General features: G+C 39.9%; 21 protein-coding genes. 4 read left to right on the top strand and 17 right to left on the bottom strand.

Annotation, left to right across the window (positions count from 1 at the left end; translation table 11 throughout):
* Positions 1 to 31: 31 nt before the first annotated feature.
* A complete protein-coding gene (polA, locus tag B9N66_RS01810; RefSeq protein WP_087579645.1) occupies positions 32 to 2668 on the top strand; it encodes a DNA polymerase I in 2637 nt (878 codons plus the stop codon).
* Here polA and B9N66_RS01805 read toward each other — a convergent pair.
* From B9N66_RS01805 to ileS, 14 genes are all read right to left on the bottom strand, one after another.
* Positions 2660 to 4444: a P-loop NTPase fold protein gene (locus B9N66_RS01805; protein ID WP_087579644.1), complete on the bottom strand. Its 1785-nt coding sequence runs from the start codon at positions 4442 to 4444 to the stop codon at positions 2660 to 2662. The two genes, polA and B9N66_RS01805, sit on opposite strands and share 9 nt — an antisense overlap.
* Before the next feature lie 122 nt (positions 4445 to 4566).
* On the bottom strand, positions 4567 to 5661 hold the full coding sequence (dapE, locus tag B9N66_RS01800) for a succinyl-diaminopimelate desuccinylase (protein ID WP_087579643.1): 1095 nt from the start codon (positions 5659 to 5661) through the stop codon (positions 4567 to 4569).
* Positions 5662 to 5669: 8 nt separating this feature from the next.
* Positions 5670 to 7484, bottom strand: coding sequence for an EAL domain-containing protein (locus B9N66_RS01795; RefSeq protein WP_257639749.1), 1815 nt, complete (start codon positions 7482 to 7484; stop codon positions 5670 to 5672).
* Between the two features lie 174 nt (positions 7485 to 7658).
* On the bottom strand, positions 7659 to 9860 hold the full coding sequence (locus B9N66_RS01790; protein ID WP_180382048.1) for an endonuclease MutS2: 2202 nt from the start codon (positions 9858 to 9860) through the stop codon (positions 7659 to 7661).
* A complete protein-coding gene (locus B9N66_RS01785) occupies positions 9857 to 10201 on the bottom strand; it encodes a hypothetical protein (RefSeq protein ID WP_087579640.1) in 345 nt (114 codons plus the stop codon). Before B9N66_RS01785 ends, B9N66_RS01790 begins: the two co-directional genes overlap by 4 nt.
* A complete protein-coding gene (locus tag B9N66_RS01780) occupies positions 10195 to 10512 on the bottom strand; it encodes a hypothetical protein (protein ID WP_087579639.1) in 318 nt (105 codons plus the stop codon). Before B9N66_RS01780 ends, B9N66_RS01785 begins: the two co-directional genes overlap by 7 nt.
* The gene (murC, locus tag B9N66_RS01775) at positions 10512 to 11819 is read right to left on the bottom strand and encodes a UDP-N-acetylmuramate--L-alanine ligase (protein ID WP_087579872.1); all 1308 of its coding nucleotides are present in this window, start codon (positions 11817 to 11819) and stop codon (positions 10512 to 10514) included. Before murC ends, B9N66_RS01780 begins: the two co-directional genes overlap by 1 nt.
* Positions 11820 to 11906: 87 nt before the next feature.
* On the bottom strand, positions 11907 to 12260 hold the full coding sequence (locus B9N66_RS01770) for an MmcQ/YjbR family DNA-binding protein (protein ID WP_087579638.1): 354 nt from the start codon (positions 12258 to 12260) through the stop codon (positions 11907 to 11909).
* A 91-nt stretch (positions 12261 to 12351) separates the two neighbouring features.
* Positions 12352 to 13146 carry a carbon-nitrogen hydrolase family protein gene (locus B9N66_RS01765; protein ID WP_087579871.1) on the bottom strand — a complete coding sequence of 265 codons (795 nt, stop codon included), beginning with the start codon at positions 13144 to 13146 and terminating at the stop codon, positions 12352 to 12354.
* Entirely contained in the window at positions 13139 to 13330 is a 192-nt protein-coding gene (gene xseB, locus B9N66_RS01760) for an exodeoxyribonuclease VII small subunit (RefSeq protein ID WP_004317712.1), read from the bottom strand. Before xseB ends, B9N66_RS01765 begins: the two co-directional genes overlap by 8 nt.
* A 3-nt stretch (positions 13331 to 13333) precedes the next feature.
* On the bottom strand, positions 13334 to 14440 hold the full coding sequence (gene metX, locus B9N66_RS01755) for a homoserine O-acetyltransferase MetX (RefSeq protein WP_087579637.1): 1107 nt from the start codon (positions 14438 to 14440) through the stop codon (positions 13334 to 13336).
* Positions 14440 to 15888, bottom strand: coding sequence for an IMP dehydrogenase (gene guaB, locus B9N66_RS01750; RefSeq protein ID WP_087579636.1), 1449 nt, complete (start codon positions 15886 to 15888; stop codon positions 14440 to 14442). Before guaB ends, metX begins: the two co-directional genes overlap by 1 nt.
* Positions 15889 to 15892: 4 nt before the next feature.
* Positions 15893 to 17251 carry an Asp-tRNA(Asn)/Glu-tRNA(Gln) amidotransferase subunit GatA gene (gene gatA, locus B9N66_RS01745; RefSeq protein ID WP_087579635.1) on the bottom strand — a complete coding sequence of 453 codons (1359 nt, stop codon included), beginning with the start codon at positions 17249 to 17251 and terminating at the stop codon, positions 15893 to 15895.
* A 99-nt stretch (positions 17252 to 17350) separates the two neighbouring features.
* Positions 17351 to 20107: an isoleucine--tRNA ligase gene (gene ileS / locus B9N66_RS01740; RefSeq protein ID WP_087579634.1), complete on the bottom strand. Its 2757-nt coding sequence runs from the start codon at positions 20105 to 20107 to the stop codon at positions 17351 to 17353.
* A 95-nt stretch (positions 20108 to 20202) separates the two neighbouring features.
* Here ileS and B9N66_RS01735 point away from each other — a divergent pair, with 95 nt between their 5' ends.
* The 3 genes from B9N66_RS01735 (at position 20203) to B9N66_RS09845 (ending at position 22555) form a co-directional block, all read left to right on the top strand.
* Positions 20203 to 21300, top strand: a complete 1098-nt coding sequence (locus tag B9N66_RS01735) for a CinA family protein (RefSeq protein WP_087579633.1) — start codon at positions 20203 to 20205, stop codon at positions 21298 to 21300.
* 122 nt (positions 21301 to 21422) lie between these two features.
* Positions 21423 to 22241: a pectate lyase family protein gene (locus tag B9N66_RS01730; protein WP_257639748.1), complete on the top strand. Its 819-nt coding sequence runs from the start codon at positions 21423 to 21425 to the stop codon at positions 22239 to 22241.
* Positions 22235 to 22555: a pectate lyase family protein gene (locus tag B9N66_RS09845; RefSeq protein ID WP_257639747.1), complete on the top strand. Its 321-nt coding sequence runs from the start codon at positions 22235 to 22237 to the stop codon at positions 22553 to 22555. Before B9N66_RS01730 ends, B9N66_RS09845 begins: the two co-directional genes overlap by 7 nt.
* Positions 22556 to 22710: 155 nt before the next feature.
* Here the strand turns inward: B9N66_RS09845 and B9N66_RS01725 are convergent, their stop codons facing one another.
* Genes B9N66_RS01725 through B9N66_RS01715 form a run of 3 tightly spaced genes read right to left on the bottom strand, consistent with a single transcriptional unit; the run spans position 22711 to position 25873 of the window.
* Complete coding sequence (locus B9N66_RS01725) at positions 22711 to 24939, bottom strand: hypothetical protein (protein ID WP_087579632.1); 2229 nt, start codon at positions 24937 to 24939, stop codon at positions 22711 to 22713.
* Complete coding sequence (locus tag B9N66_RS01720) at positions 24936 to 25454, bottom strand: LolA family protein (RefSeq protein ID WP_087579631.1); 519 nt, start codon at positions 25452 to 25454, stop codon at positions 24936 to 24938. Before B9N66_RS01720 ends, B9N66_RS01725 begins: the two co-directional genes overlap by 4 nt.
* Complete coding sequence (locus B9N66_RS01715) at positions 25451 to 25873, bottom strand: acyl-CoA thioesterase (RefSeq protein ID WP_257639746.1); 423 nt, start codon at positions 25871 to 25873, stop codon at positions 25451 to 25453. Before B9N66_RS01715 ends, B9N66_RS01720 begins: the two co-directional genes overlap by 4 nt.

Here is a 25873-nt window from a genome sequence, read left to right as displayed (position 1 = left end):
TAAATTTCATAAAATTACACAAAGGATAAAAATGAAAACACTTACGATTATTGACACTTTTGGTTTCTTTTTTAGGCTCTACTACGCCATGAGCGGACTTAAAAACCGCGAAGGCAAGCCAAGCGGTATGATAAGTGGCTTTGCAAATTTTATAGCAAGCCTCAAGGATGAATACCAAAGCGACTATCTCATCTTCGCACTTGATAGCAAAGGTAAGACCTTACGTCACGAAATTTTAGGTGATTATAAAGCAAATAGAAACGAGCCACCGGCTCAGCTAAAAGAGCAACTTCCAGTTTGTATAGATATGATAGAAAAAATGGGACTTTACAGCCTTAGCCGCGAGGGCTATGAGGCCGATGATATCATCGCAAGTGCGGTTAAATTTTGTAAAGACAAAGATATATTTGTGCGAATAGTCACCCACGATAAAGACCTTTACCAGCTCATAGAGGACGGCAAAGTGAGTATCTACAGCCCGCAAAGCAAGATCGATCATGATAGTGCAAGCTGCTTTGAAAAGTATGGAGTTTATCCGGCACAAGTAAGGGACTTTCTAGCGATCGCAGGCGATAGCTCGGACAACATCCCAGGCGTCAAAGGCATCGGCGCAGTGGGGGCCAAGAAGCTTTTGGCAGAGTATGGCAGCTTAGAGGGAATTTATGAAAATTTAGCCCTTCTTAGAAACGAGCGCACTAAAAATATGCTAGCAGCTGCAAAAGACGAAGCATTTTTGAGCAAAAAGCTAGCCACTTTATTTGATGACGCAGTTAGCTCATTTGATCTTGAACACTCTAAATTTCCAGAGCAAAATCCTTTAATAAATATCTCAGAAATTTTAAAAGAGTACGACCTAAACAGACTTCTTAAGAGCTTGCAAAAAGAGGAAAATGCTGAATTTAAACTTGGCTTTAGAGCAAATTTACTCCTTGATGAGGCTAGCATTGAAAAGCTCTTATCAGGCATCACGCCAGAGACCATCGTCGCCTTTGACACCGAGACCACAGGCATTGATAGCAGGAACGCAAAGATCGTTGGATTTAGCTTTTGCTTTAACGACGAGGACGCCTACTACGTGCCAGTGGCTCACAACTACCTAGGCGCGCCAAAGCAAATAGACCTAAAATTTACCACTTGGGCGGTAGGGCAAATTTACAAAGGTTGCGTGATCGGACAAAATTTAAAATATGACTTTGAGATCGTGAAAAACAATCTTGGTCTAAATCCCCCAGCAAATTTTAAAGATACGATGATACTTGCTTGGCTTAGCGATCCAAACTCAAGTGTCGGCATGGACGCGCTGGCAAAGAGGCTTTATGACTACGACACGATTAAATTTGAAGATGTGGTCAAAAAGGGGCAGACTTTTGGCGATGTACCGCTAGAAAATGCCGCCAAATACGCGAGTGAGGACGCTTGGATAACGCTTAAATTTTATAAAACTTTTTTAAACACGCTTGATAAAAATTTACTAGCCCTTGCCGATACACACGAGTTTCCTTTTATCCTCACACTCTTTGACATGGAGCAAAACGGCATCAAGATAAACGAAGCCAAAATGCAAAAACTAATCCTCGAAAACGACACCAAACTAAAGGCATTAACAAACGAAATTTACGAGCTAAGCGGCGAAAATTTCAACATAAACTCAGTAAAACAGCTTGGCGTCATACTTTTTGAACACCTAAAACTCCCTACCAAAAAGAAGACAAAAACAGGATATAGCACCGATGAGAGCGTGCTAGCTGAGCTTACGGACGCTCATCCGGTGATAGAAAAAATTTTAGCTTACAGAGAGCTATATAAACTGCAAAGCACCTACTGCGAGCCACTTTTAGCGCTTGCGAAAAAGGATGAGGGCTCACGAATTTACACGAGCTTTTTGCAAACTGGCACAAGCACTGGCAGGCTTTCAAGTAAAAATCCAAATTTACAAAATATCCCAGCTCGTGGTAGCCTCGCAAAGGACGTCAGAGAGTGCTTTGAGGCGCGCGAGGGCTATAGCTTTGTGGGGCTTGACTACAGCCAGATCGAGCTTAGGCTGCTAGCTCACTTCAGCCGTGATCCAGCACTTCTTGAAGCATTTAAAAATGACGAGGACATCCACGCAAGGACGGCTATTAGCATATTTGGTAGCAGTGACGGGCAAAATAGAGCCGTGGCAAAGAGTATAAATTTTGGCCTCATTTATGGCATGGGCTCAAGCAAGCTGGCAAATCAAGTAAATATCACAAGAGCCGAGGCAAAAGAGTATATAGAGCGCTATTTTAAGGCGTTTGAGACGATTAAAGAGTTTTTAGAGGGGATAAAAATTTCAGCTAAAAACGACGGCTTTGTGCAGACACTACTTGGCAGAAGGCGCTACTTTGACTTTAAAAGTGCCACACCTATGCAAATAGCCATGTTTGAGCGTGAGGCGGTAAATACAGTCTTTCAAGGCTCTGCAGCAGATCTAGTCAAGATGGCGATGGTAAAAGTTAGAGCAAATTTAGATGGAAACGCGAGAATGTTGCTTCAAATCCACGATGAGCTGATATTTGAAGTAAAAGACGAATTTGCACAAGAATTTGGCGAAGCGACACAAAAGACAATGGAGGAAATTTACACACTAAATGTACCACTTAAAACATCGCTAAATATCGCCAAAAACTGGGGTGAGTTAAAGTAACTCCATGCTTGGCTTACCCTTTTCTTTTTCTAAGAACTCAAGTAATAAAGTCATTTGTAGTTTTTGGCTTTCATTTCCATTTTTTGATATCTTTTGAAATATTTTTTGAATTTTACCTTTAAAATCTTCAGCTTCTGGATATCTATTAGAGCGTATAAATTTTGTTGCGTTATATACAAAATCATTATTTTTACAACAATATTCTTCTAATTTTTCTTCTGGTATTTTTGTCAAAGATTCTTTTTTAACTCGACTCTTGCCTTTAAAAACATTTTCTATTATACCTTCTGCAGTAGATATTTTAAAAAGTTCTTTTTTATACATAAACTCATCATATAAATCTTTAAATTTCTGATCAAATTCTATCATTTTATCAATAATGATCCATATGTCAGGATCTTCATATTTTTCGCTATCAAATATATATTTTAAATATTCTAATAATACTTCGAAGGCAAATTTACGATATTCTTTTTTATGCTTTTTATCAAAATCTTCCAATTTTTCTATATACAATAAAAACGAACCAATCTCTACGATGTCTAATATGTTTTCTTTATTTTTTTTCAATAAATCAAATAAATTATTTACAAAGTAAGAATTCTTATATTGCAGATTATATACACCATTAAAATATTCACTTCTTATATTTTCTCTTATAGTTTTATTATTATATTTCTTAACTATATCCTTTATAATTTGTTCAAGATCTTCATAATCTACAATAGACCTTTTTACATAAGAAAATATATTTTTAATTAATCGGCGAGAATTTTGTGACATTTCATAACCAAATTCATGACCAATAAGTAAAACAAACATATCTCTTAGCTCTGTCTGGCTCTTATCTTTGCGAAACAAAAATCCATCAAGCTTAGAAGACAGACCAATGGCATTTACAACTGACACTCCTATGATATGATTTATGACCTCCTCTTTTATTAATCCATCATTTTGCAACATCTTCTCTATAAATTGATAATAATCATTTAAAGCATTTATAGCTCGCCTCATCACTCTAATATTATTTATGGCGTGCTTTGCGAAATACCGCAATGCCGCATCTCGGTAAACTTCCTCTAGTTTGTCTGATATGACACTAAAAGATTCCTGTGGAGTTGGATCGTAATAAAATTCGTAGTCCATGATTTTATCTTTGTATTCTGATAAAATTTTTTCTAGTTCTGTTTTATTCTCTTTTATTTGGCTAGTTTTTTTGAGCTCTTTATCTTCTAAATTTTCATCATCTGCTTTTTGTGCTTCATTAGCAAGAGCCGTCATCTTTGAGCGATTTAAAATCATAACTATATGACAATTTTGCTGCTCTTTATATTCGGAAATCAATCCTAAAACATCTTTTAAATTTATCTTATTAGACATTCTTTCAAAGTCATCAAAGCAGATTATTGCATCTTTGTACTTATCTGTATACAAGGAGTCGAGCATAATTAAACTAAATTCTGCAATTTTATTGTCGGCAAATCTTTTTGTAAAGAAACTAAAAATACCTGTAGGAATAAATTTTTCTGATATCCTTGATACAATTTTATTCTTTCTATAAAATTTTAAACTTATCTCTTGCTTTATTTCTTGGATACTTTCCTTGCCAAACAAGGAGACATAAACAGATTTTTCATTAAATTTTGTATCAGAAAAATTTTTCCAAAAAGTTGTTTTCCCTACGCCCCATTCACCGTCTAAAACAATGCATGTGCCAACTTCGCGTTTTAGTATTTTTTCTAGTCTTTCTTCAATATCTACTTTTGAGCTATTCATAGTAAACCTTTGCAAATTTTATTTTTAAAAATTACAATAGAAAATTTAGCACAACCAGCTAAAAAGCTGTCTTAGAAAAAGGTTCGTATTTTTGTTTTTAGTGTAGTGAAAATTTGTGAATATTATTCTTTGAAATTTTCTATGAGATCTTTAAAAATTTCATAAAGTTTATTTACTTCGTAGGTACTAACTCGCTCGTTTTTGGCATGTATGCGGTCGTTTATGACGCCAAATTCTATCGCATCTGCACCAAATTCAGCAAAGTGCCTTGCATCGCTCGTGCCGCCCTTTGTATTTAGAACCGGCGTGACTCCGGTGATCTTTTTGACAGAAGCTATTAAATTTTTTACGATTTTGCTATCTTTGTTTGTTAAAAATCTCTTTGAGCTTTGCTTTATACTAAGCTCGTAATCAAGCCCTTTTAAGACCTCTCTAAGATAGCTCTCAACGTCATTTACGTCGGTTAAATTTGAGTTTCTCACATTAAACATTATGCTAAGCTCACTTGGAGTGACGTTGCAAACTTGCATGCCGCCTCTAATATCCGTTACCACGATCTTGCTTGGACTAAAAAACTCGCTCCCAGCGTCCATATCGTGATTTGCAATCTTGCTTAAAAGTGGAGCTATCAAATTTACCGGATTTATGCACTTTTCAGGATACGCCACGTGCCCTTGAACGCCCTTTATCACGATCTTGCCATTTATTGAGCCACGTCTGCCAACTTTTATGCTATCGCCAAATTCTTTATCGCAAGTTGGCTCAGCTACTACGCAAAATTTTGGCAAATCATTTATTTCGCGTAAATATTCAAGTGCTAAAGGCGTACCATATGTGCCATCGCCCTCTTCGTCACTTGTTAATATGAGGCTTAGCTTCCCATCAAATTTCGCATCTTTAGCAGCACAAACAAAGGCAGCCACACCACTTTTCATATCCTGTGCGCCTCTTGCGTAGATGTAGCCATCTTTTTCAAGTGGGCTAAATGGCTCGCTATCCCAGCCATCTCCTGGAGGCACGACATCAACGTGTCCAGCAAAAGCTAGATGCTCGCCGTCTCCATAAATTTTAGAAAGTATGAGATTTTTGGTGCCATTTTTTTCTATAAATTTCGCCTCAAAGTCAGGCAAAAATTTAGCGATAAATTCTAAGCTTCCAGCATCATTAGGCGTGATAGAGCGAAAGCTTAAAAGCTCTTTTAAAAAGCTAATTACCACTAAGTGCCTTATGAGCCAGCGCGCTCTGGTGCACCAAAGTAAAAGCCCTGGAACTCATCTACACCGATCTCTTTACAGATTTCAAATATCTCTTTTGAATGCACATATTCAGCAATAGTTTTTATACCAAGGTCTTTTGCAAATGCCACGATCGCACTTGCGATAGAGTGTGAATCTTTATTTATGTCTATATCTTTTATAATAGAACCATCGATCTTCACGTAGTCAGGCTTGATCTTTATGATGTAAGAAAAATTTGAATATCCTGAGCCAAAATCATCAATAGCAATCTTTGCACCCATGCTTTTTACACGCTCGATAAAATTTGAAACTCTCTCTAAATTTTTAAGCTCTTCATCTTCAACGATCTCAAATACTACTCTACCAGCAACATTGTGCTTATTTAATAAATTTAAAACAAGTGAGCTAACATCACCATCGATCATATCTCTACTGCTTAAATTTATAGAAAGTACTAAATTCTTATCCTCTACAAGCTGCTTAAAACACTTTTTAATGAGTTGTTTCTCAAGATCAGCATAACGCTTAATACGCTTTGAGATATCCAAAAAGACATTTGGTGATATAACGTCGCCTCTATCTAAAAGTCTTATCAAACATTCGTATTTTACAGGTACCTTTTGGTCATTAACTATCGGCTGAAAATAAGGGACAATATTGTTGTTTATAGTGGCGTATTGTATCAGTTTAGAGCGTTCTATTTGAGTTGCGTATTCCTCTTTTTGATTTAGTCCTTTAAAATAGCAAACATAGTCTTTATCTTGCTCTTTCGCCGTTTTTAACGCTATTGTTGCTTTTCTTAGTGTTTGGTCACTATCAAGAGCAAAGCCTATTGTACTATGTATCTCGATACCTTCTATCTCCCTACCATCTTCATCGACTATACTTAGCATACGACCTTTAAAAATTTCTATCAAATCTTCAACCATATCTTCATATCTATCGATAAAGCTATCACTATCTTCTACTAGAGCAAACCTATCTGCTTCTATACAGTAAGCCTTCATATTCTCATCTTTGGCAAATTCACTGATCAAATCAGCCATTTTGACCAAAATCTGATCACATGCAAATTTACCGTAAAAGTCATTCATCTTGCCAAAATCGTCAATATCTATAAGCACTACTTTAGGATTTTCATAGCTATTAATATCACGCACCAATGCTGTTTTATTTAAAAGTCCAGTCATTGGATCGATATAAAGCTTTTCTCCAAGCTCTTCTATCTGTTTTTTAGTATCTGTTTTTAATGCGTTATAGTTATTTTTTTCTTTTATATATTTAACCGCATACCATATACAAGTAGACAAAGCAACTATTGCGCCAACGAAGCTTAAGATGAATGTTAAAGTCATATTATTTAAAAGCCACTCAAAAAAGTACTCATCATGCGTGCCAGTAATACGCTGATCGACCTTTCCTTTAAAGCCTAATATATACTCTCCAACTGGCACAAACATACAAACTTTAGCAGCATTTTCTGGCAAAATTTTTGCCCAAAAATAATCTTTTTGGAAATTATGAGCAAAGATGTTTCCACAGCTTTTGTCGTTAAATTCTTGATTTATTATTCTTTTATCTGAAGACGCTACGACCTTGTATCCATTTTTATTATCATCCTTTAATAAAAGAACATCACCCATAGCACTATCGTTAATGTAAGATTGAAAATTTGTGACATCATATTTGCTGACATTTTTGAAATAATCAACATATTGATATGTCAAATAATCAACTTTCTTTCGAAGATTAAAACCATTTTCAGCAGAAGCATTATTAAATTTAAAATAAAAAACTGCCAAGTTTTCGACTAAAAAAATACTTCCCAAAACAAACACTAAACCTATAATCGTTTTAGTGATGTTTAGATTTTTACCCGTTTGCTCGTCCTTGTTACTCAAAAGTTACTTCCCTTATTTTGTGTACTTGCCCTGATTATATCAACCTTAAAATAAATTTTAACTTTTAGGAAGAAGTTAAAGCCTGACTATTTTAGCTCCATATCCACCTTGATTTGCTGGTGCGTCAAAAAAATCTTTCACACTTGGATGCTCTTTTAAGAAATTTTTGACAGCAAAGGCTAGCTTGCCAGTGCCGATGCCGTGAAATACGCTAACCTCATCAAATCCCATAACAAGACTATCTGAGATAAATTTATCAAGTTTTGCTATCGCCTCGTCAGCTCTCATGCCGTGTAGATCAATTGAGAGCGAGGCAGACTTTGGCTTATCGACATTTAGGCTCACACCACCTTTTTTAGGCAAGACTACTTCGTTGCCATTTTTTCTTAAAAGCTCAAGTGGCACGCGCAGATTTATGCCATTTGATTCGATCGTTGCATCATTTTTTGAGATGCTTAAAACCGTGCCTTTTATATTTTCATACTTCACTCTATCGCCTACTTTTAGGCTCTCACGCTCAGTTTTTTTAGGCTTAACGATAGCAGCTTTTTTCTCATTTGCCACATTTAGCGCTCTTTGTTTGTCTTTTATATCCTTGAAATTTATAACCGCTTTTGCCGCATTTATTGCTTCAAAATACTCTTTTTCCAGACGTGAAATAGTCGCATTTAGCTTGATCTCATTTTTCTCTTTTAGCTCTTTTTGCTCCTCGAGCAAGCGCTCCAGCCGCTCCTCTTTTGCCGTGACCTCTTTTATGCCCTCATCAAGCTTAGTTTGTAAATTTAGCGTCTTTGTGATGATCTCGTTTAAATTCTCTTTATCTTCACCATAAATTTTCTTAGCCTGCGCCACTAGATTTTGAGATATGCCGTATCTTGCCGCTGTTTCAAAGGCATAAGACTTGCCGATCGTGCCTTTTAAAAACTCAAATTTTGGCCTTTGTGCCGTCTCGTCGTAAAGTGCCGCCACTAGCTCAACCTCTGGATTTTTAGCTAGCAACATCGCAAGGCGCTTGTGGTGGGTCGTGATGATCATTTTGATATCTTGAGTGATGAGACGCTCTATCATGACGCCATACAAGCTCGCAGCCTCCTCGAAGTCGGTGCCAAGCTCGATCTCGTCGATGCCGATGATGATCGATTTTTTAGTAAAAAGCTTTGCAAAATGCACCATCCTGCCAGCAAAGGTCGAGATGTCGTTTTTCACACTTTGCGGATCTTCTATGATCGCGTCAAATTCTTTAAAAGAGCCGATGCTTGAGCGGTTTGCGTCGATACGCATAGGCAGCAGATACTTTGCAAGCAGCGTGGCTGAGATGATCGATTTTAAAAGCATCGACTTACCGCCAGCATTTACGCCAGTTATTAAAAGCACCTTTTTGCTAAAGTCCACGCTCACGCTCTTTGGATTTTTTAGCGCTGGGTGGGCAAATTTCTCAAGCTTGATAACGTGTGAGCTGTTTGGCAAAATAAACTCATAGTCACGTGATCTAGCCAAATTTACGCGCGCCTGATATGCGTCAAACTGATCAAAAGCGTTATTTATAAATTTCAAAAAGAGTAGGCTCTTGCTCATCTGCAAGCTAAATTTCTTGCAGTGCTCAAAAATGATCTCCTCTTTTCTATCAAGTAGCTCGCTTTGCTCCTTTTTTAGGCGCTCTGTACTTGCAGGTGCGACGTAGAAGTAGCCGCCTGAGCTTCTAGCGATCACGGTACCTTTTAGGGCGTGATTAAAGCCGCCACGCACTAAAAGTGCCTCTTGCGAGTTGATGTAGTGCGTCTGGGTGTCGACTAGATAGGGCGTGATGTGCTTTGAGTAGATGAGCTTTTTAAGCTCGGCATCTATCTGGCGCTTTTTCTCGCTAAACGCCTGCTTTATCGCGTGAAATCTCTCATCTACGCTGTCACTAAACTCGCCGTTTTCATCAAAGCTGTTTGCCAAAGTGATCATCGCTTCAGGAATTTCAACCTTTGCTATCCACTCGCCTAGCCTGCCTTCAAATTTTTGCTTTTTTAGATATGAAAAATACTTAATAATCTTTGCAAACTCGTAAATTTCGCTGATGTGAAGCACTGCTTGCTTGCTAAGTCTCATAAGCGCATCATCAAGCTCTTTTATCTCGTCAGGTGCCTTAAAATCATACTTTGAAAGCTCGCTGATGTTTTCAAAGTGGATTTTGCTGTCGCCTTGTAAAAATAGCGGTTTTTGCCTTGCTAAAAAGGAGTTAAATTTATCCAGATACTCGCCCAGATCGAGCTTTGCAAATATATCGTTCATTGCTCGCAGCTCGTTATAGGCACGATGACGCCTGAGAGATCACTAAATTCTCGCTTTGGCAAAAAAGACGCCGTGCCAAATTCGTAGTTAAATTTCTCAGCACTCACGTTGTATTCGCCACATTTTAGCACTTTGCCCTGTTTAAAATCGCTAACTAGCTTTGAGATAGCATCCTCGTTTTTTGATAAATTCTCTTCGTAAAAATAGACGCAAATAAAGATCGCTACAAGCACCGCGCTAACAAGCGCTTTTATGCCTTTGCTGATCTTTTCATCTTTTATCGCCCAGATCGCTCCAAAAAGCAGTATCACGCCGGCGATTATTATCAAATTTCTTACCATTTTACGCCTTTATACTTTGCGATGAGCTCTTTGTAAAGCTCAGCATGAGGCTCGATCTTTTCTAAAATTTCAGCCTTAACCTCACTTATATCTTGTTTTTCGACTAGCAAGCAAACAACCATATACGGGGCATTTGGCAGCATATCTTTTATCTGAGCGCTACTTAGCTTTTGCTCCCTTGCAAGTGCGATCAAGATATCTTTTTTGCCTAAATTTATAAGGCTAGAAATTTCATCCTCGCTTAGCTCTTTTTCTTTTATCTCTTTTAAAATTTCATTTTCATCTTGGTGCTTGAAGTTATCTAGATCCATTAGTAGTCGCCTCTTAGCTGCACGCTGATATCGCCCGCTCCAAAACCAACTACGATGCCGTCACTTAGGCGGTTTTTCACGCCAAATTCATCTGTAAATTCTATCCCCTCTTCAACCCTCTCGACCTTGCCTGTAAAGATCGGGTTATACTCGCTAAATTCGCTCTTCATATCAACCTCGATCGGATTTTCACCGGCTGCATAAACTGGCAAGATAACAAGCTCATCAACACCTTTAAAACACTCTTTAAAGCCGGCTAAATTTGTACTAAGCCTTGTGTAGCGGTGTGGCTGAAATATCGCTGTGACGCTGTTTATGCCTAAAATTTTAGCGTATTCAAAGACTGATTTTAGCGTCGCTTTTATCTCGGTTGGATGGTGCGCGTAGTCGTCTATTAGGACGAAATTTTTGTTTGCGCTAAGGATGTCAAAACGCTTTTTGATGCCTTTAAAATTTAATAAATTTTCTCTTATATCTTTTAGCGGCGTCTCGTGCATCGCAGCGAGAATTGCCAAAGATGCGTCTATAGCGATGTGCTCGCCCATGCCAAAGGCCTCAAATTTGCCTAAATTTTTAAGATTAAAACTGGTGTATGGCTGATAGTCTCTTACAACCATCGTAAGCTCGGTGATATCAGTGCTTGGAAAGAGTCTGATCGCATCAAGCTTAAGCGTGCTTAAAAACTCGTCCTCAGCGTTTATTACTCTAACCTTTGCGCGCTCCAAAAAGCCCTTGTAGGCTGCGTAAAATTTAGCTAGATCGTAGTCGTAGTGCTCCATGTGCTCTGGCTCTGCGTTGGTGACGATGGCTAGATATGGGTTTGAGTTTAAGAAGCTCGAGTCGCTCTCATCTGCCTCAAATACGACGTTGTCGCTTTTGGCGTAGCGCATGTTTGAGCCAAACTGCTTTGAGATGGCGCCGATGATGACTGAGCCTTCAATTAGGCTTGCTAGCATCGCTGAAGTCGTGCTTTTGCCGTGCGCGCCAGCTACTGCAAAGACACACTTATCTTCAAGCACATAAGGCAAAATTTCCTTTCTAGAAAAGCACTTTATGCCCTTGTTTCTAGCCTCCACTAGCTCGATATTATCCTCTTTTATCGCGGCCGAGTAGACCACAAAGTCTTGGTCTTTTATCGCCTCTTTACAGTGCGGAGTGATAACCTCGATGCCTTCATCTTGAAGCTCTAGCGTCGTTTTGCTCTCTTTGATGTCGCTACCACTTATCTTGTGGCCTTTTTCGTGTAAAAATCTAGCGATAGCTGAGATACCGATGCCGCCGATGCCTATGAAATGGACTTTTTTGATCTCATTGTTTAGCTCTTGCAAATTTTATCCTTAAATTTTTTCGTAATTTTAACAAAAACTACTAAATTTAAGGCTGAAAAATGGCTTTTATTTGCTTAAGGTAAAGCTTTCATCTATCAGGTCAAAAACTGTTTTTTGTGAGATTTTGGAGTTTAAATTTACACTTATCCAGTGCTTTTTGTTCATATGATATGCTTTAAAAATTTGCTGCTCATCAACTAGTACCATGGCTAGATCTGGGCTACATTTTAGATTTAAAATCTCTATCATCTCGTCATTTTTAAGCCCTAGCTTGCTAGCGCTTATCTCCATAAGCAGTGCAAACCACTTCTCATTTTTCTTGTGACGAAAGACATTAATTTTTGGAAATTTTGGGAAAATTTGCTCGCCCAAAACGTTAAATTTCTCTTTTATATATCCTTCAACGTCACTTTGTTTCAAATTTCACTCCAAAATTCTTTTAAATAGCGCTCATTCTCGCAATCGTGATAACTTTTGCTAAATTTGCTCTTTTCTACCTAGGCACAGCGTTTTATCTTTTAAATTTAGCCTCTATCTGCATAAAGCCCCAAGTGCTTCTAGCCTCGCTAAGCTCCTTTTTGCTAAGCTCATCTATCATCATCTCTTCGTTCTTGCCGAGTCTATTTTTGACTTCACCAAACGGATTAATAAGCATCGAATCGCCGTAAAAGCTCCACTGCGCATCATCGCTCTTGTGGCTTCCTACGCGGTTTACGCGCAGCACGTAGACATTATTTGTAAAAGCTCTAACCTTTAAAAGCTCCTCCCAGCGCGCCTGCGAGAAAAATGTACAAGCCGTTGGCACGAGCACAATATCGACCTTCTTAGCGCTCATATAGGCCCAGCACACATCAAAGTGCGCCTCATAGCCAAACATGACGCCGACTTTAAATTTATCGTAGGTAAAAATAGGCAAATTTAGCTCATCGCTTGTGTTATTAAAGAATTTCGCCTCATTCCAGTGAGCGTAAGGCATGAGAATTTGCTGATCATATAGCTTTACTTGTGTTGGGGTAAATTTAGCTAGACTTTTAAAAATTTCCTTGCCTTTTAGATTTACAATAGGTGCAACGATATTTAGATCATACTTTTTTGCCATTAAAAAAAGAGCCTCTTTTTTGCGCTCGCTTTGCTCTTTTATAAGGCTTTTTGGCATGCTAATGAGCTCTTTAAAAAAGCTATTTAGCACATATTCACCAAGCACAACTAGCCTTGCGTTTTCGTCCGCACAAATTTTTAGGTAATAATCAAGCCTTGCCTCACTTAAAGGCTGAGTTGGTAGCTGAAGAGCACAAATTCTACTCATCATCCACCTGCTTTATGCTAAGTTTTGCGTTTTCTAAAATTTCTCTTGCTTCATTTAAGAGCTTTTTGCCCTGCTCGTGCAGCTTTATGCTATTTTCTAGGCTCACATCATCTTTGTTTAGATCGTTTAAAATTTTATCTGCTAGGGCTAATTTTTCTTCAAAGCTTTGCTCTTTTTGCTCCATTTTCTATCCTTTTAATATATTTTTTATATATCCATCAAATTTTTCTATCTCGACCAAAAATGCGTCATGGCCGTAGTTGCTATCTATCTCTACGAAATTTGTATTCTCTCCTCGCCCCATCTCACAAAGCGTGTCATAAATTTCTCTCATGCAGCTTGGCGGAAAGAGTAGATCGCCTTTGAAAGCGATTAGATGTAAATTTGCTTTGATCGGCGCAAGGGCGTCTTTTAGGTTGTCATAGTGTCTTGTACAGTCAAAGATGTTCATCATTTTTACGATGTATAGGTAGCTTAGTGGGTCAAACCTCTTTGGGAAGTTGTAACCGTTGTACTCCATGTAGCGATCCACCTGAAAGCGCCCAGAAAGCTCATAAAGGCCGTCTGTCTCAACATAGTTTCGCCCGAATTTCTCATCCATGCTATCAGGGCTTAAAAAGCTGATGTGCCCTGCCATCCTGCCGTAAGCCATGCCTTTTAGACCATTTTTTCTTATAAATTCCGCGTCATATTCGCCGTTTTTGAAATTTTCATCGTTTAAAATGGCTTCGATGGCTATTTTGTTAAAAGCTATCGCCCAAGGCTTAGTCTGATAGGTGCTTGCAAGCATGATGATATCTTGCGCAAATTCTGGAAACTCGATAGCGTAGCAAAGTGCTTGCATACCGCCAAGACTGCCACCTATCACGGCTCTTACTCTTGTGATGCCTAGCTCGCTAAATAACCTCATTTGCGCCTTTACTACGTCGCTTATGGCAAGGACTGGGAAATTTAGCCTATACTCTTTACCACTGCTTCTATCTACACTTAGTGGCGAAGTCGAGCCAAAGCATGAACCCAGTATATTTACGCAAATAACGTAAAATTTATCCGTATCGACCGCCTTTTTGCTGCCTATTAACCCGTCCCACCAGCCAGCTTTTTCATCGCCTGCGTAAGTGCCAGCTGCGTGGTGCGAGCCAGTTAGAGCGTGGCAGATCACGATAACGTTGCTTTTATCGGCGTTTAACGTGCCATAAGTCTCATAAATAAGCTTGAAATTTGATAGTATACGGCCACTCTCAAGATAGAGTGGCTCGTTAAATTTAATAGTTCTAGTTTGCAGGTCTAACACTAATTAACTTTGTAGTTTGGTGCCTCGTGAGTAATAACTACGTCGTGAACGTGGCTCTCTTTTAGTCCTGCGCTTGTTATCTCGACAAATTCAGCTTTTTCTTGAAGGGTTGGGATATCTTTTGCACCGACATAGCCCATAGCGCTTCTTAGGCCGCCTATTAGCTGATGTATCACATCTTTTATGCTACCAGCAAATGGCACACGACCCTCGATACCTTCAGGCACAAGCTTGTCTTGAGCGGTGCCTTCTTGGAAGTAGCGATCCGAGCTACCCTTTGTCATAGCGCCTATTGAGCCCATGCCGCGATATACTTTGTACTGGCGACCCTGAAATGTTATAAGCTCGCCTGGGCTCTCCTCGCAACCTGCAAGCAAGCTTCCCGCCATAACGCAAGCTGCCCCTGCTGCAAGGGCTTTTGCCACGTCGCCTGAGTATTTTAAACCACCATCTGCGATAACTGGGATGCCATATTTTGCTGCTTCGCTTGCGCAGTCGTCAATGGCAGAAATTTGCGGTACACCAACACCAGCAACGATCCTTGTGGTGCATATTGATCCTGGTCCAATACCTACTTTTATGCCGTCCGCTCCTGCTTCTGCTAGGTCTTTTACAGCCGCTGGGTTTGCAATATTGCCAGCTACGACATCAACTTTGAATTTTGCCTTTACCTCTCTTAAAGTATCGATAATACCCTTTGAGTGGCCGTGAGCCGAATCGATAACGATGACGTCTACGCCAGCATCAACTAGTGCTTTAGCACGCTCTATCTGACCCACACCAATAGCCGCAGCCACGCGAAGTCTGCCGTAGCTGTCTTTGTTTGCGTTTGGATACTCTTTGCGTTTTTTTAGATCTTTTATGGTGATAAGCCCGTCAAGTCTGCCATCTTTATCAACGATAGGTAGCTTCTCAACCCTATTTTGAGAGAAAATTTTCTCCGCATCATCAAGTGTGCAGCCCTTTGGTGCAGTGATAAGCGGTGCTTTTGTCATGCGGTCTTTTACCAAAGTGCTCATATTTGTTTCAAATCTAAGATCTCGATTTGTTAAAATTCCTATTAGTTTGCGGTCCTTATCTATAACTGGAACGCCTGAAATATGAAGATCTGACATAAGGCTTAAAGCTTCAGCCACGGTCGCTTCTGGATTTATAAAGATAGGATCGATGATGACGCCACTTTCGCTTTTCTTGACACGTTTGACCTCTTTTGCTTGGCTTTCGATGTCCATATTTTTATGTATTACGCCTATACCGCCAAGCCTTGCCATCATAATAGCAGTTCTGTGCTCAGTCACCGTATCCATCGCAGCAGAGACCACTGGGATATTTAGAGTGACGTTTTTGCTGATCCTGCTTGCAACATTTACTTGCTTTGGTAAGATCTCAGAGTACTGAGGCACAAGAAGCACATCCTCAAATGTTAAAGCTCTCTTTACTATCTTCATATTTTTATCCTTTTATTAAATTTTCTAGGCTCTTGGCACCATTTATCAAGGTCTGTTCATCCCATGCTTTTGCGATTAGATGTGCGCTTATATTTAGATTTAGATCATCTTTGCCAACTGGCACAGAGATAGCTGGAAGGCCTGCTAAATTTACGCTGATAGTGTAAATATCACTTAGATAAGCTTGTAGCGGATCACTGTGGGCTCCAAATTTATAGGCTGTGCTCGGAGCTACTGGCATAAATATCAGGTCATTTTCTTCTAAAATTCTCTCGTATTGAGCTTTTATATGTGCTCTTGCTTTTTGTGCTTTGATATAGTAAGCATCGTAGTATCCGCTACTTAACACAAACGTACCAAGCAAAATTCTTCTTTTTACCTCTTCACCAAAACCCTCAGAGCGTGAGTTAATATATAGCTCTTTTAAATTTTTAGCATCAGCTCTTCTGCCGTATCTTACGCCATCATAGCGGCTTAAATTTGCGCTTGCCTCTGCAGTTGCTATTATGTAGTAGGTTGCGACGTCATATTTTGAGTCTTCAAAATTTGTGTAAGTTACACTGTGACCGTGTGATTTTAGCTTCTCGATTGCTAAATTTAAAGCGACTTTTGTCTGTTCGCTTGCGTTTTCAACATAGTTTTTTACAACGCAAATTTTTAGCTTCTTCTCGCTATCTATCTTGTCGCTAATGCTCACAAATGGTACATCTGCGCTCGTGCTATCTTTTGGGTCGTGTCCAGCGATCACGTCATATAAAATGGCTGCGTCTTCTACGTTTTGAGCGATCGGTCCTATCTGATCAAGACTGCTTGAGTAAGCGCCAAGCCCATATCTACTCACTCTGCCGTAGGTTGGCTTAAAGCCCACACATCCACAAAATGCCGCTGGCTGACGGATCGAGCCACCAGTATCACTTCCGAGTGCTGCTACTGCAAGACCGGCTGCGACTGCTGCTGCCGAGCCACCACTACTGCCACCTGGTACATGGGCATGATTTAGTGGGTTTAGAGTCTTGCCGTAAAATGAGCTCTCAGTCGTGCTTCCCATCGCAAATTCGTCCATATTTGTGCGGCCAAATGGAGCTAAATTTTTACTAAGTAGCTTCTCAATGACAGTTGCATTATATGGTGCCACATAGCCTTGCAAAATTTTTGAAGCACTTGTTACATTCCAGCCTTTTACCTGGATGTTGTCTTTTATAGCGATAGGCACGCCCTCGCCTAGTTTTGCGATCTCCAAATTTGCTAGCTGCTCGACATAAGCGCCAAGCTCTTTTTCTTTTATGATCTTCGCCTCAAGCTCGGCTCTTAAATTTCTTATCTCTTCAGCTGAAAATTTCAAAGCTTCTTTTAAAGTTACCACTATTTTTATCCTTTAAATTTATTAACCAAAAATATGCCAAACAAGCTAACAACGACCACCGCAGCGATCGTTGCTATTATGATAGTTGCGCTTACTGGCTCACTTAGCACTTATGACCTCTTCACATCTTGGGCATAGCGCATCTTCTTTGCTAGCGTTAAATTTCCAGCATCTTGGGCATTTGTGAAGGTTGCTTGCTATAATCTTAAATTTATCACCCTCTAGCTCAAACTCGGCTAGTGTCTCACTATCATCGTAAGCTTTAACCGAGCTTACCATGTAAAGATCGGCCACTTCGCGCTCGTCGTAGCTTGTGATGTTATGGTTTGTGGTCTCTAGGCTTAGCTCGAGGGTTGATTTTATCTTTTTCTCTTTTTTAAGAACATCCACGATCTCGTTAAATTTCTCCCTACTGGCAAAAAGCAGCTCATCTTCAAAACTAAGGTCAAATTTGATTGGCTCATAGACTAGATCAAACGCGTCTTTTGCGTCGCCTTTGATGATCTTTGGAGCGTAGTCCATCACCTCATCAACGGTGTAAGTAAGCGTTGGGGCGATGAGTGGCAAAAGTGCCTTTGTTATGATCGCCATTGCGCTTTGAGCTGATCTTCTTCTTGGGGCGTCTTTTGCGTCGCAGTAAAGTCTATCTTTACAAACGTCAAGATAGACGCCGCTAAGATCGGCTGATAAGAAATTTAAAAGGATGTTAAAGCCCTTTGAAAAGTCATAATTTCTAAAGCAAGCGCTCGCCTCGTCAAAGACCTTTTTAGCACGAGCTAATATCCATTTATCAAGGATGTTAAACTCTGTATTTAAGCTCTCAAGATCATTTACGTTTGCTAGTAAAAAGCGGATCGTATTGCGGATTTTGCGGTATTGCTCGCTTATTTGTTTTAATATATCTTCGCTTATCTTTAGGTCACTTGAGTAATCACTCATGCCAACCCAAAGGCGTAAAATTTCCACGCCGTGAGTTTTGGCCACATCTTGTGGAGCGATGACGTTGCCCTTACTCTTGCTCATCTTTTCGCCCTTAGCATCGACAGTAAAGCCGTGAGTTAGGATGCTTTCGTAAGGTGCGTGAGAATTTATAGCTGTGCTTACTAGAAGCGAGCTTTGAAACCAGCCGCGGTGCTGGTCTGAGCCCTCAAGATACATGCTTGCAGGGTATTTGCCAGCGTCGTAGTTGTCGCTTTGCAAGACCGCATGCCATGTCGAGCCGCTATCAAACCAAACGTCAAGGATGTCCATCACTTTTTCTAAATTTTCAGCCTTGTATTTTGTGCCCTTTGGTAAAAGCTCATCTATACTTAGCGCCCACCACGCATCAGCGCCTTTTTCTTTAAAGATAGCCACGATGTGGTCTAAAATTTCACTATCAAATATAACTTCTTTTGTCGCTTTATCTCTGAAAAACGCGATCGGCACGCCCCAGTCACGCTGGCGTGAGATACACCAGTCTGGGCGATTTTCTATCATAGAGCCTATTCTTTTTATGCCAACGCTTGGGTAGAATTTAACCTTTTCAAGCTCTTTTAGCGCTGTTTGTCTAAGCGTTTTGCCGCCAAGTTTAGCCTCGTCCATAGCGATAAACCACTGCTTTGTGGCTCTATAAATGACAGGCTTGTGCGTTCTCCAGCAGAAAGGATAAGAGTGTCTAAATTTAGAGACGCTAAGTAAATTTTTGCCAAGTAGCTCTAAAATTTTCTCATTTGCTTTAAAGATGTGCATACCGACAAACTCGTCTATCACGTCGCTTCTAAATAGTCCGTGATGTTTTATGCTCTCATCGTAGCAGCCACCATCATCAACTGGCATCAAAATTTCACTAAAGCCATATTTCAAACAGACGTAGTAGTCGTCCTCGCCGTGACCTGGAGCTGTATGAACAAGTCCAGTACCCCCGTCCATCATGACGTGATCGCCTAGTAAAAATCGCGACTTTCTGCCATTTAATGGATTTATCGCGTGAGTATTTTCAAGTAGGCTTGATTTAAACTCTTTTTTGATCTCGCCCTTGCTTAGGCCACTTTGCACAACGCTTTCAAGTAGTGGCTTTGCAAAGATCAAATTTTCAGCCGTTAGCACATAAATTTCATCTGGTTTTAGGCTTATGGCTTGATTTGCTGGAAGTGTCCAAGGCGTGGTCGTCCAGATGACAGCGCTTGCCTCTTTTACGCCAAGCTTTTCTAGCGCGTCGCCATCAAGCTCAAATGCTACGTAAATAGAGTAGTCCTCTTTCTCCTCGTACTCGACCTCAGCTTCAGCTAACGCCGATCTGGCCGCCCAGCTCCAATAAACTGGCTTGCTTCTTTCTATCAAAAGGCCCTTTTTAGCGATCTCGCAAAGTGCTTTGTAGATGTCAGCCTCAAACTCAAATTTCATCGTCATGTATGGATTTTCAAAGTCGCCGATAATACCAAGAGTCTTAAACTCATCGCGCTGGATATCTATAAATTCTCTCGCGTGCTGTCTGCAAAGCTCCCTGATCTCGACCTTGCTAAGATCTTTTTTCTTATCGCCAAGCTTAACTTCGACTTGCTGCTCGATCGGCAAACCATGGCAGTCCCAGCCTGGCACGTAGCGGACGTTTTCGCCGTAAAAATAGTGCGTTTTTGTGATGATATCTTTTAAAATTTTATTTAACGCGTGGCCGATGTGAAGGTGTCCGTTTGCATACGGAGGGCCGTCGTGGATGTTGAAGTTTTTAACCGCATTTTGGCGGTTTTTTTTCATTTTTTCGTAAACCTTGCGGTCTTCGTACCATGATTTTAGTCTTTGTGGTTCATTTTGTGGGAGATTTCCGCGCATCTGGAAATTTGTCTCTGGGAGTAAAAGTGTCTCTTTGTAGTCCATTTTTTACCTTGATTTTAAAATTTGCTAATTTTACACCTGTGCTGGTTAAATCACACTGAAAAATAGTATAATGAGGCAAAAAAAGGAGCTTAAAAATGAGACAAAGTATCTTGATAATAGGCGAAGATCTTGAGATAAATAGAGAATTTCTAAACTACATTTTTCAAAGTTACGAGGATCATTTTGGCGAGCTTGGAGTGGTTAGTTTTGCTCCAAAAAATAGCAAAGAGCTACCTTTTATCATAGAAAATTTATCAAAAGATTACGACTTTGTAAGCATTTTTGGCTCGGATGAAAATTTTGCCATCGCCGCAAAGATCGTAGCAACGCTAACTGGGGGCTCACTAGAACTAAAAGACAGCACAACGCTTGCACTTAAAGATAGCTTAGACTACTCAAAAAATAGCTTTTTAGCTAGCCTAAATAACGCCCAGATAAATCTCATAAAAGCTAATCCAAATGAAGAGCTGGGCGAGTTTTTAATCGAATACGAGCCTGATTTTAGCTACTTTCATCTAATGGATATCGACGCAGATAGCGCGAGGATCCTTATGCTGCCACTTGCTAAAACTTATGAAGTCGATATCACTCTTGCGCAGATCCTGCCAAATTTGATACTAGTAAGGGCAAAAAGTAATAAATTTGGTCAGATCGAGAGCTTTTTACAGGGAGTAAAAACGCTATTTTCGCAAAAATTTATCCCACAAAAAGACGTGATCGAATTTATAGCAAAGAGGCTCATGCAAAAGGGGCTTAAAATTTCATTTGCCGAATCTTGCACGGCTGGGCTTGCGGCGGCTAAATTTGCAAGATATGGTGGCATCTCAGCTAGCTTTGATGGCTCGCTAGTAACCTACGCAAACCACATAAAGCACGAGTGGCTTGGCGTCGAGGATGAAATTTTAGAGACCTACGGAGCTGTGAGCGAGCCTTGCGTAAAAGCGATGGTAAAAGGCACACTAAGCACGACAAATGCGGACTTTGCACTTGCCATTAGCGGCATAGCAGGACCAGGTGGTGGCACAGCTAGCAAGCCAGTTGGCACGGTCTACGTCGCAGCTGGCGATAGAAACGGCAACATCGAGGTTGAGAGGTTACTTTTAAAAGGGGATCGCAACTACATTAGAGAACAAAGCGTGCTAAGCGCCTATCTATGCCTACTTCGTCTAAAAAGCGAGATATTTTTCGCGTAAAATTTCGCTTTTACTAAAAATTTATAAAAGTCTTACGCTAAATTTAATGAGCCAAAATAAAATTCGGCAGCGATTTTATAACAGAAGATCAAAAATAAAAAGCCAAATTTGGGAGGCTAAAGATGTTTAAAAAGATATTGTTTCTCGTCGTTGGTGCATTATTTGCATTTGGTGCTGAGACACAAGCGGGCGAGATAAAAGCAAGCGACTCGCCCTTTGGTTACGCTAGCGTTGGAGTAGAGCAAAATTTTGGCGGATACGTCGGCAAAGAGAGTAAAGAAGTCGTCGTAAAAGATAGGCAAGAGCTCGTAAAATACGCTCAAATTGGTGGTTACGTCATCTATGTGGATGGGCTCATAGACCTTAGCGAAGGCAAGATTCCACAAAATGGCAATAGCGATGGGCTGGATAAATTTATAAGTGAGATTAGCGGTAGCAAGTTTAGCTCTTATGCCAAATTTATGCAGGCTTACGGCGCTTCATGCCGTGCAAATTTAGACAGTTCGCAAGATCCAAAGCTAGCAGCGCTTCGCAAAAATTTAGCCAACGAGTACAAAAAGCTCATCGTAGTGCCGGTAGCTAGCAACACCACAATAATCGGCTTAGGCGAAAACTCAGGCATAAAAGGCGGCTCGCTTTTGTTAAAAAATGTCCAAAATATCGCGATCCGCAATATAAAGATCGAAGATGCTTTTGATCCATTTCCAGATATACAAAAAAATGACGGCTTTAATGCGCAATATGACGGCGTCAGCATAGAGTCAAGCAAAAACATCTGGGTAGATCACTGCCATTTTAAGGATACTGTGGATCTTAGCCATGTGCATTTAGCAGGTGGAGAGCTTATTAAATGGCAGACTTACGACGGAACTGTGCGAGAGATAGTGCGGCTATCACGATCTCGCACAACATCTTTGAAAACCATGACAAAACGATGCTAATAGGCTCAAGAGACTCTGACGGCAGCAGCGAAACAAGGACTATAACGGTCGCTCGTAACGTTTTTGACAACTGCGCGCAACGCCTACCTATGGCACGCAATGCAAAGGTGCACGTCTATAACAACTTTTATGACTCAAAAGATGGCTTCTATGACCAAAAATACGCCATTGGCGTGCGCTTTGGCTCGCTAATATACGCTCAAAACAACTACTTTACAAATGGCGTCAAAATAAGCTACAAGTGTAACAAAGGCACCATTTTTGAAAGCGGCAACATAGACCTTTCAAAAAAGGCAGCGTTTGCGAAAAGCTAACCAAGCCGCCATTTGAGCCTCCATATAAATTTGAGCTCCTCAAAGCCTCAGACGTCCAAAACAAGGTAAATAAAAACGCCGGCACCGGCAAACTAGCCATTATAAGATAAAAAAATCAAAGCCCCAAGCAAGCCACTTGGGGCATGAAAATCAAACTAAATTTTTATATTTTTACAAGATAAAACGCTGGCGATCAGCCCATATATCAGCACGCAAAGGCTAACACTTAGCCCAAAGACGCTAAGAGCGGCGGTCTGGCTAAAAGAGAGCATAAAAAACGAGATAAAACTCGTGATAAATGCGCAAAAAATACCATAAATTCGCTCTTTTTCGCTAAGGCTATCATTTAGCGCAAATATCATGTAATCAATCCCTACAGCGCTTGCAAGTATGAGCCCAAAGACACCAAAGATGCTTAAATTTATGCCAAAAATGGCGAAAATAAAGAGCGTAAGAAGCACGCCAAAGACGATGGTGCCCATCACAAGTGCCGAAATGATCGCACTAAAATAAAACCACAGCAGTACAAACGCGATCACGAGCGCTACTATTTTTAGCTTTAGAGCAAGCTCTTTTGCCTGAGTTAGGCTCTCATTTAGCGAGTCAGCGAAATTTAGGCTAAAAGCGTTGTGGCGCTCTAGCACCTCATCACTTTGCGCCCCTTTTACAAAGCCGCTCGCGTAAGCCACACTTGTATTTTCATCAAGCATAAATTTCTTAAAATCTTTCATTGATTTTAGAGCTAAAATTTCACTCACGCTAAGCTCTTTTTCGCTCAAAACCTTTAAAATTTCGCTTCGCACTTCATCTTTGCTAAAGCCAAATTTCTCATAAATCACGTAAATTTGCTCATCATCAAGTGCCTTTTTAAGGGCCTCTTTTAGCTCACCCTGCTCGCTTTTACTTAAAAACATATCGCTTAGCGAGCTCTCATCTTTTATCAAATTTCTCTTTTTTAGCTCATCTAAAAGACTCTTTTCACCTCCTAAAATGTCGCCTCTTGATCTTGTCACTATCATCGTGTTTTGGTTGTCGCCAGTTAGGCTTAAGATATAAGAAGAGTCCGCTAGTAGGCTCTTTGGCATATTTGAGTAGTCTTTTACGTTTTCGCTTTTTGATAAATTTTTAAGGTCAAATCCTAGAAAAATGGCTAGCAAAATAAGCAAAATAGCTAGAAATTTAACCCCCAAATGCCTAGCAACTATGCTTGAGAGCTCACAAAATTTAGTTAAAAACCTATCAAAGAGCTTTGATCTATAAAATTTTACCCCTTCAAAAACCAAAGGCATGAAAAAGTAGCTAGCTAAAAACGCAGCAACTAGCGCAAACGCCGAAAATAGCGCCACCTCTTTAAGCAGCCTAAGATCAGAAAACGTAAAAGCTAGATAGCCACTAAGCGTGACAAGAAGGCCTAGCAAGAAAATTTTTAGCATATTTTTTATGCTGCCTGCCCTGATCACTTCGCCCTCGTTTTTGCTAAGCCAGTGTAAGACGTAGTCAAACATAAGGCCAATAAGGCTTGTGCTTATTAAAATAGTAAGGATATTTAGCTCACCAAGACATAGCAAAGTGCCTGCAAATGCCACGCTAAAGCCAAATACAGCAATAAATATCACATAAAAAATTCGCAAATTTCTAAAGGCAAGCATCAAAAATATAGCGGTCAAACTAAGCGAGACCGTGCTCATATAAAGGCTCTCGCTCTCGTTTTTTTGCTTTGAAAATGCCTGATAAAGCGCACTTGAGTGTACAAAAAGCTCGTTTTGTCCAATTTTTAGCGCATTTAGCTCATTATAAAATTTTATTAGCCCCTCACCTCTCACGCCACTTTTTAGCTCGCCTTTTAGCAAGAAAAAGCTCTTCTCTCCGTCCTTTACCTCAAGCATGAGCTCGGCTAAATTTAAGCTCACATTGCCATTTTTTGCACTAAAACCACTACTTAGCGAGAAAAAATCATCTTTTACATTTAAAAGCTTAAAGCTAAAGCTACTAAAAATTTCCTCTGCACGCTTTTTAAAAAAGGTGTTTTTATCGTTTTTTAAAAGTTCTAGATCAGCCCTACTTAAAAGCGCGATCTTTGAGCGGTTGATGTCGTTTTTTATATCATTTAAATTTACGTCAATGTTCACCTCAAAGCTCTTAAAAAGCGAACTTTTAAGAGCTAAATTTTGCACATTTTTGGCCAGCTCTTTAGAATTTACCAGCACTAAAAAATTTGACACCATCTCATCTTGCACCTCTTTTAGCACCTTTGCCTCTTTGGCGTCTTTAAAATTTATCAGCGAAAAGATGTCGGTTTGGACGTTTTTTAGGCTCGCAAGCGAATATCCAAGCGAGGCTAAAAAAACAAAGATAAAAGCCAAGATCGTGGCTAGTTTTTTCATTTTAGACTAAACTCATTTATCGTTTTATCGCCGCTTATCTCGTCAAGCTCGATCTTTTTTACCGCCTCATCGCCGCTTATCTTTATGCTTTTAAAAATTTGTTTAAAGAGTAAATTTTTAGGGCTTAACTCTATGCTCCACTCCTTTAAGCTGCCGCTTGTTTTTATATCAAATTCTTTTCTAAGCTCGCTCTCATCTAGGCTGATGATAGCAAGAAAGAGCTTTTCATCAAAATTTGCCGTTGTCTTTTCAAGCTTGCCATTTTCGTTTTTAAAAATGCCATCTTTATTTATAAAAACCTTTGAGAAGACTGGCTCTAGCGTATCCCAGTAAAGACCGCTCTTTTCTAGCTTAAACTCGCCTGTGCTTTTTATGTTTTTATTAAAGCCAGCCAGGCTCTTTGTCTGCGTGAAATTTCCGCTTACGCCATCTGTTTTTACTATATTTTTAAGCTCGCTTAGTTCATAGCCAAAGCAAGATATAAAAATGGCTAAAAAAAGAGCTACATTTTTCATAAATTTTCCTTTTTAGTGTAAGCTTCGATCGCCTTTTTTAGCGCCTCTGGCATCTCAAAGCAAGTTTGTAAGCTCTTCATATCGATGACGGCTTGCGCAGTATTTGCCTCGCTTAGTTTTTCGCCCTTTTCATTTTCTATAAGATAGTGAAATTTCAAAAACGTTTCGCACTCGCTAAGCGTCGTCGTGACCTTTATGACGTCGTTAAAAAAGGCTGGGCGCACGTACTTTACGTCAAGTTTTACGATAGGAAAGGCGTAACCATCTTTTTTCATAGCGATGTAGTTGTACCCTAGCTTATCAAGTAGCTCGCAGCGCGCCATTTCTAGGTACTTGACGTAGTTGCCATGCCACATCACCTCCATGCTATCAACGTCAAAAAACGCCACTTTAAATGTGCTAACGTGTGAAATTTCCAA

It is taken from the genome of Campylobacter concisus (assembly GCF_002165775.1).
Classification (GTDB): domain Bacteria; phylum Campylobacterota; class Campylobacteria; order Campylobacterales; family Campylobacteraceae; genus Campylobacter_A; species Campylobacter_A concisus_E.
Note: the sequence above shows the minus strand (reverse complement) of the source record. Positions and strands in the feature narration are given on the sequence as shown.

Coding starts and splice junctions, on each gene's coding strand:
- B9N66_RS01785 (WP_087579640.1), bottom strand. CDS start 10,201: ATGGTAAGAAATTTGATAATAATCGCCGGCGTGATACTGCTTTTTGGA.
- B9N66_RS01730 (WP_257639748.1), top strand. CDS start 21,423: ATGTTTAAAAAGATATTGTTTCTCGTCGTTGGTGCATTATTTGCATTT.
- B9N66_RS01790 (WP_180382048.1), bottom strand. CDS start 9,860: ATGAACGATATATTTGCAAAGCTCGATCTGGGCGAGTATCTGGATAAA.
- B9N66_RS01765 (WP_087579871.1), bottom strand. CDS start 13,146: ATGAGTAGAATTTGTGCTCTTCAGCTACCAACTCAGCCTTTAAGTGAG.
- B9N66_RS01780 (WP_087579639.1), bottom strand. CDS start 10,512: ATGGATCTAGATAACTTCAAGCACCAAGATGAAAATGAAATTTTAAAA.
- guaB (WP_087579636.1), bottom strand. CDS start 15,888: ATGAAGATAGTAAAGAGAGCTTTAACATTTGAGGATGTGCTTCTTGTG.
- B9N66_RS01735 (WP_087579633.1), top strand. CDS start 20,203: ATGAGACAAAGTATCTTGATAATAGGCGAAGATCTTGAGATAAATAGA.
- B9N66_RS01805 (WP_087579644.1), bottom strand. CDS start 4,444: ATGAATAGCTCAAAAGTAGATATTGAAGAAAGACTAGAAAAAATACTA.
- B9N66_RS01720 (WP_087579631.1), bottom strand. CDS start 25,454: ATGAAAAATGTAGCTCTTTTTTTAGCCATTTTTATATCTTGCTTTGGC.
- ileS (WP_087579634.1), bottom strand. CDS start 20,107: ATGGACTACAAAGAGACACTTTTACTCCCAGAGACAAATTTCCAGATG.
- B9N66_RS01725 (WP_087579632.1), bottom strand. CDS start 24,939: ATGAAAAAACTAGCCACGATCTTGGCTTTTATCTTTGTTTTTTTAGCC.
- xseB (WP_004317712.1), bottom strand. CDS start 13,330: ATGGAGCAAAAAGAGCAAAGCTTTGAAGAAAAATTAGCCCTAGCAGAT.
- polA (WP_087579645.1), top strand. CDS start 32: ATGAAAACACTTACGATTATTGACACTTTTGGTTTCTTTTTTAGGCTC.
- B9N66_RS09845 (WP_257639747.1), top strand. CDS start 22,235: ATGCTAATAGGCTCAAGAGACTCTGACGGCAGCAGCGAAACAAGGACT.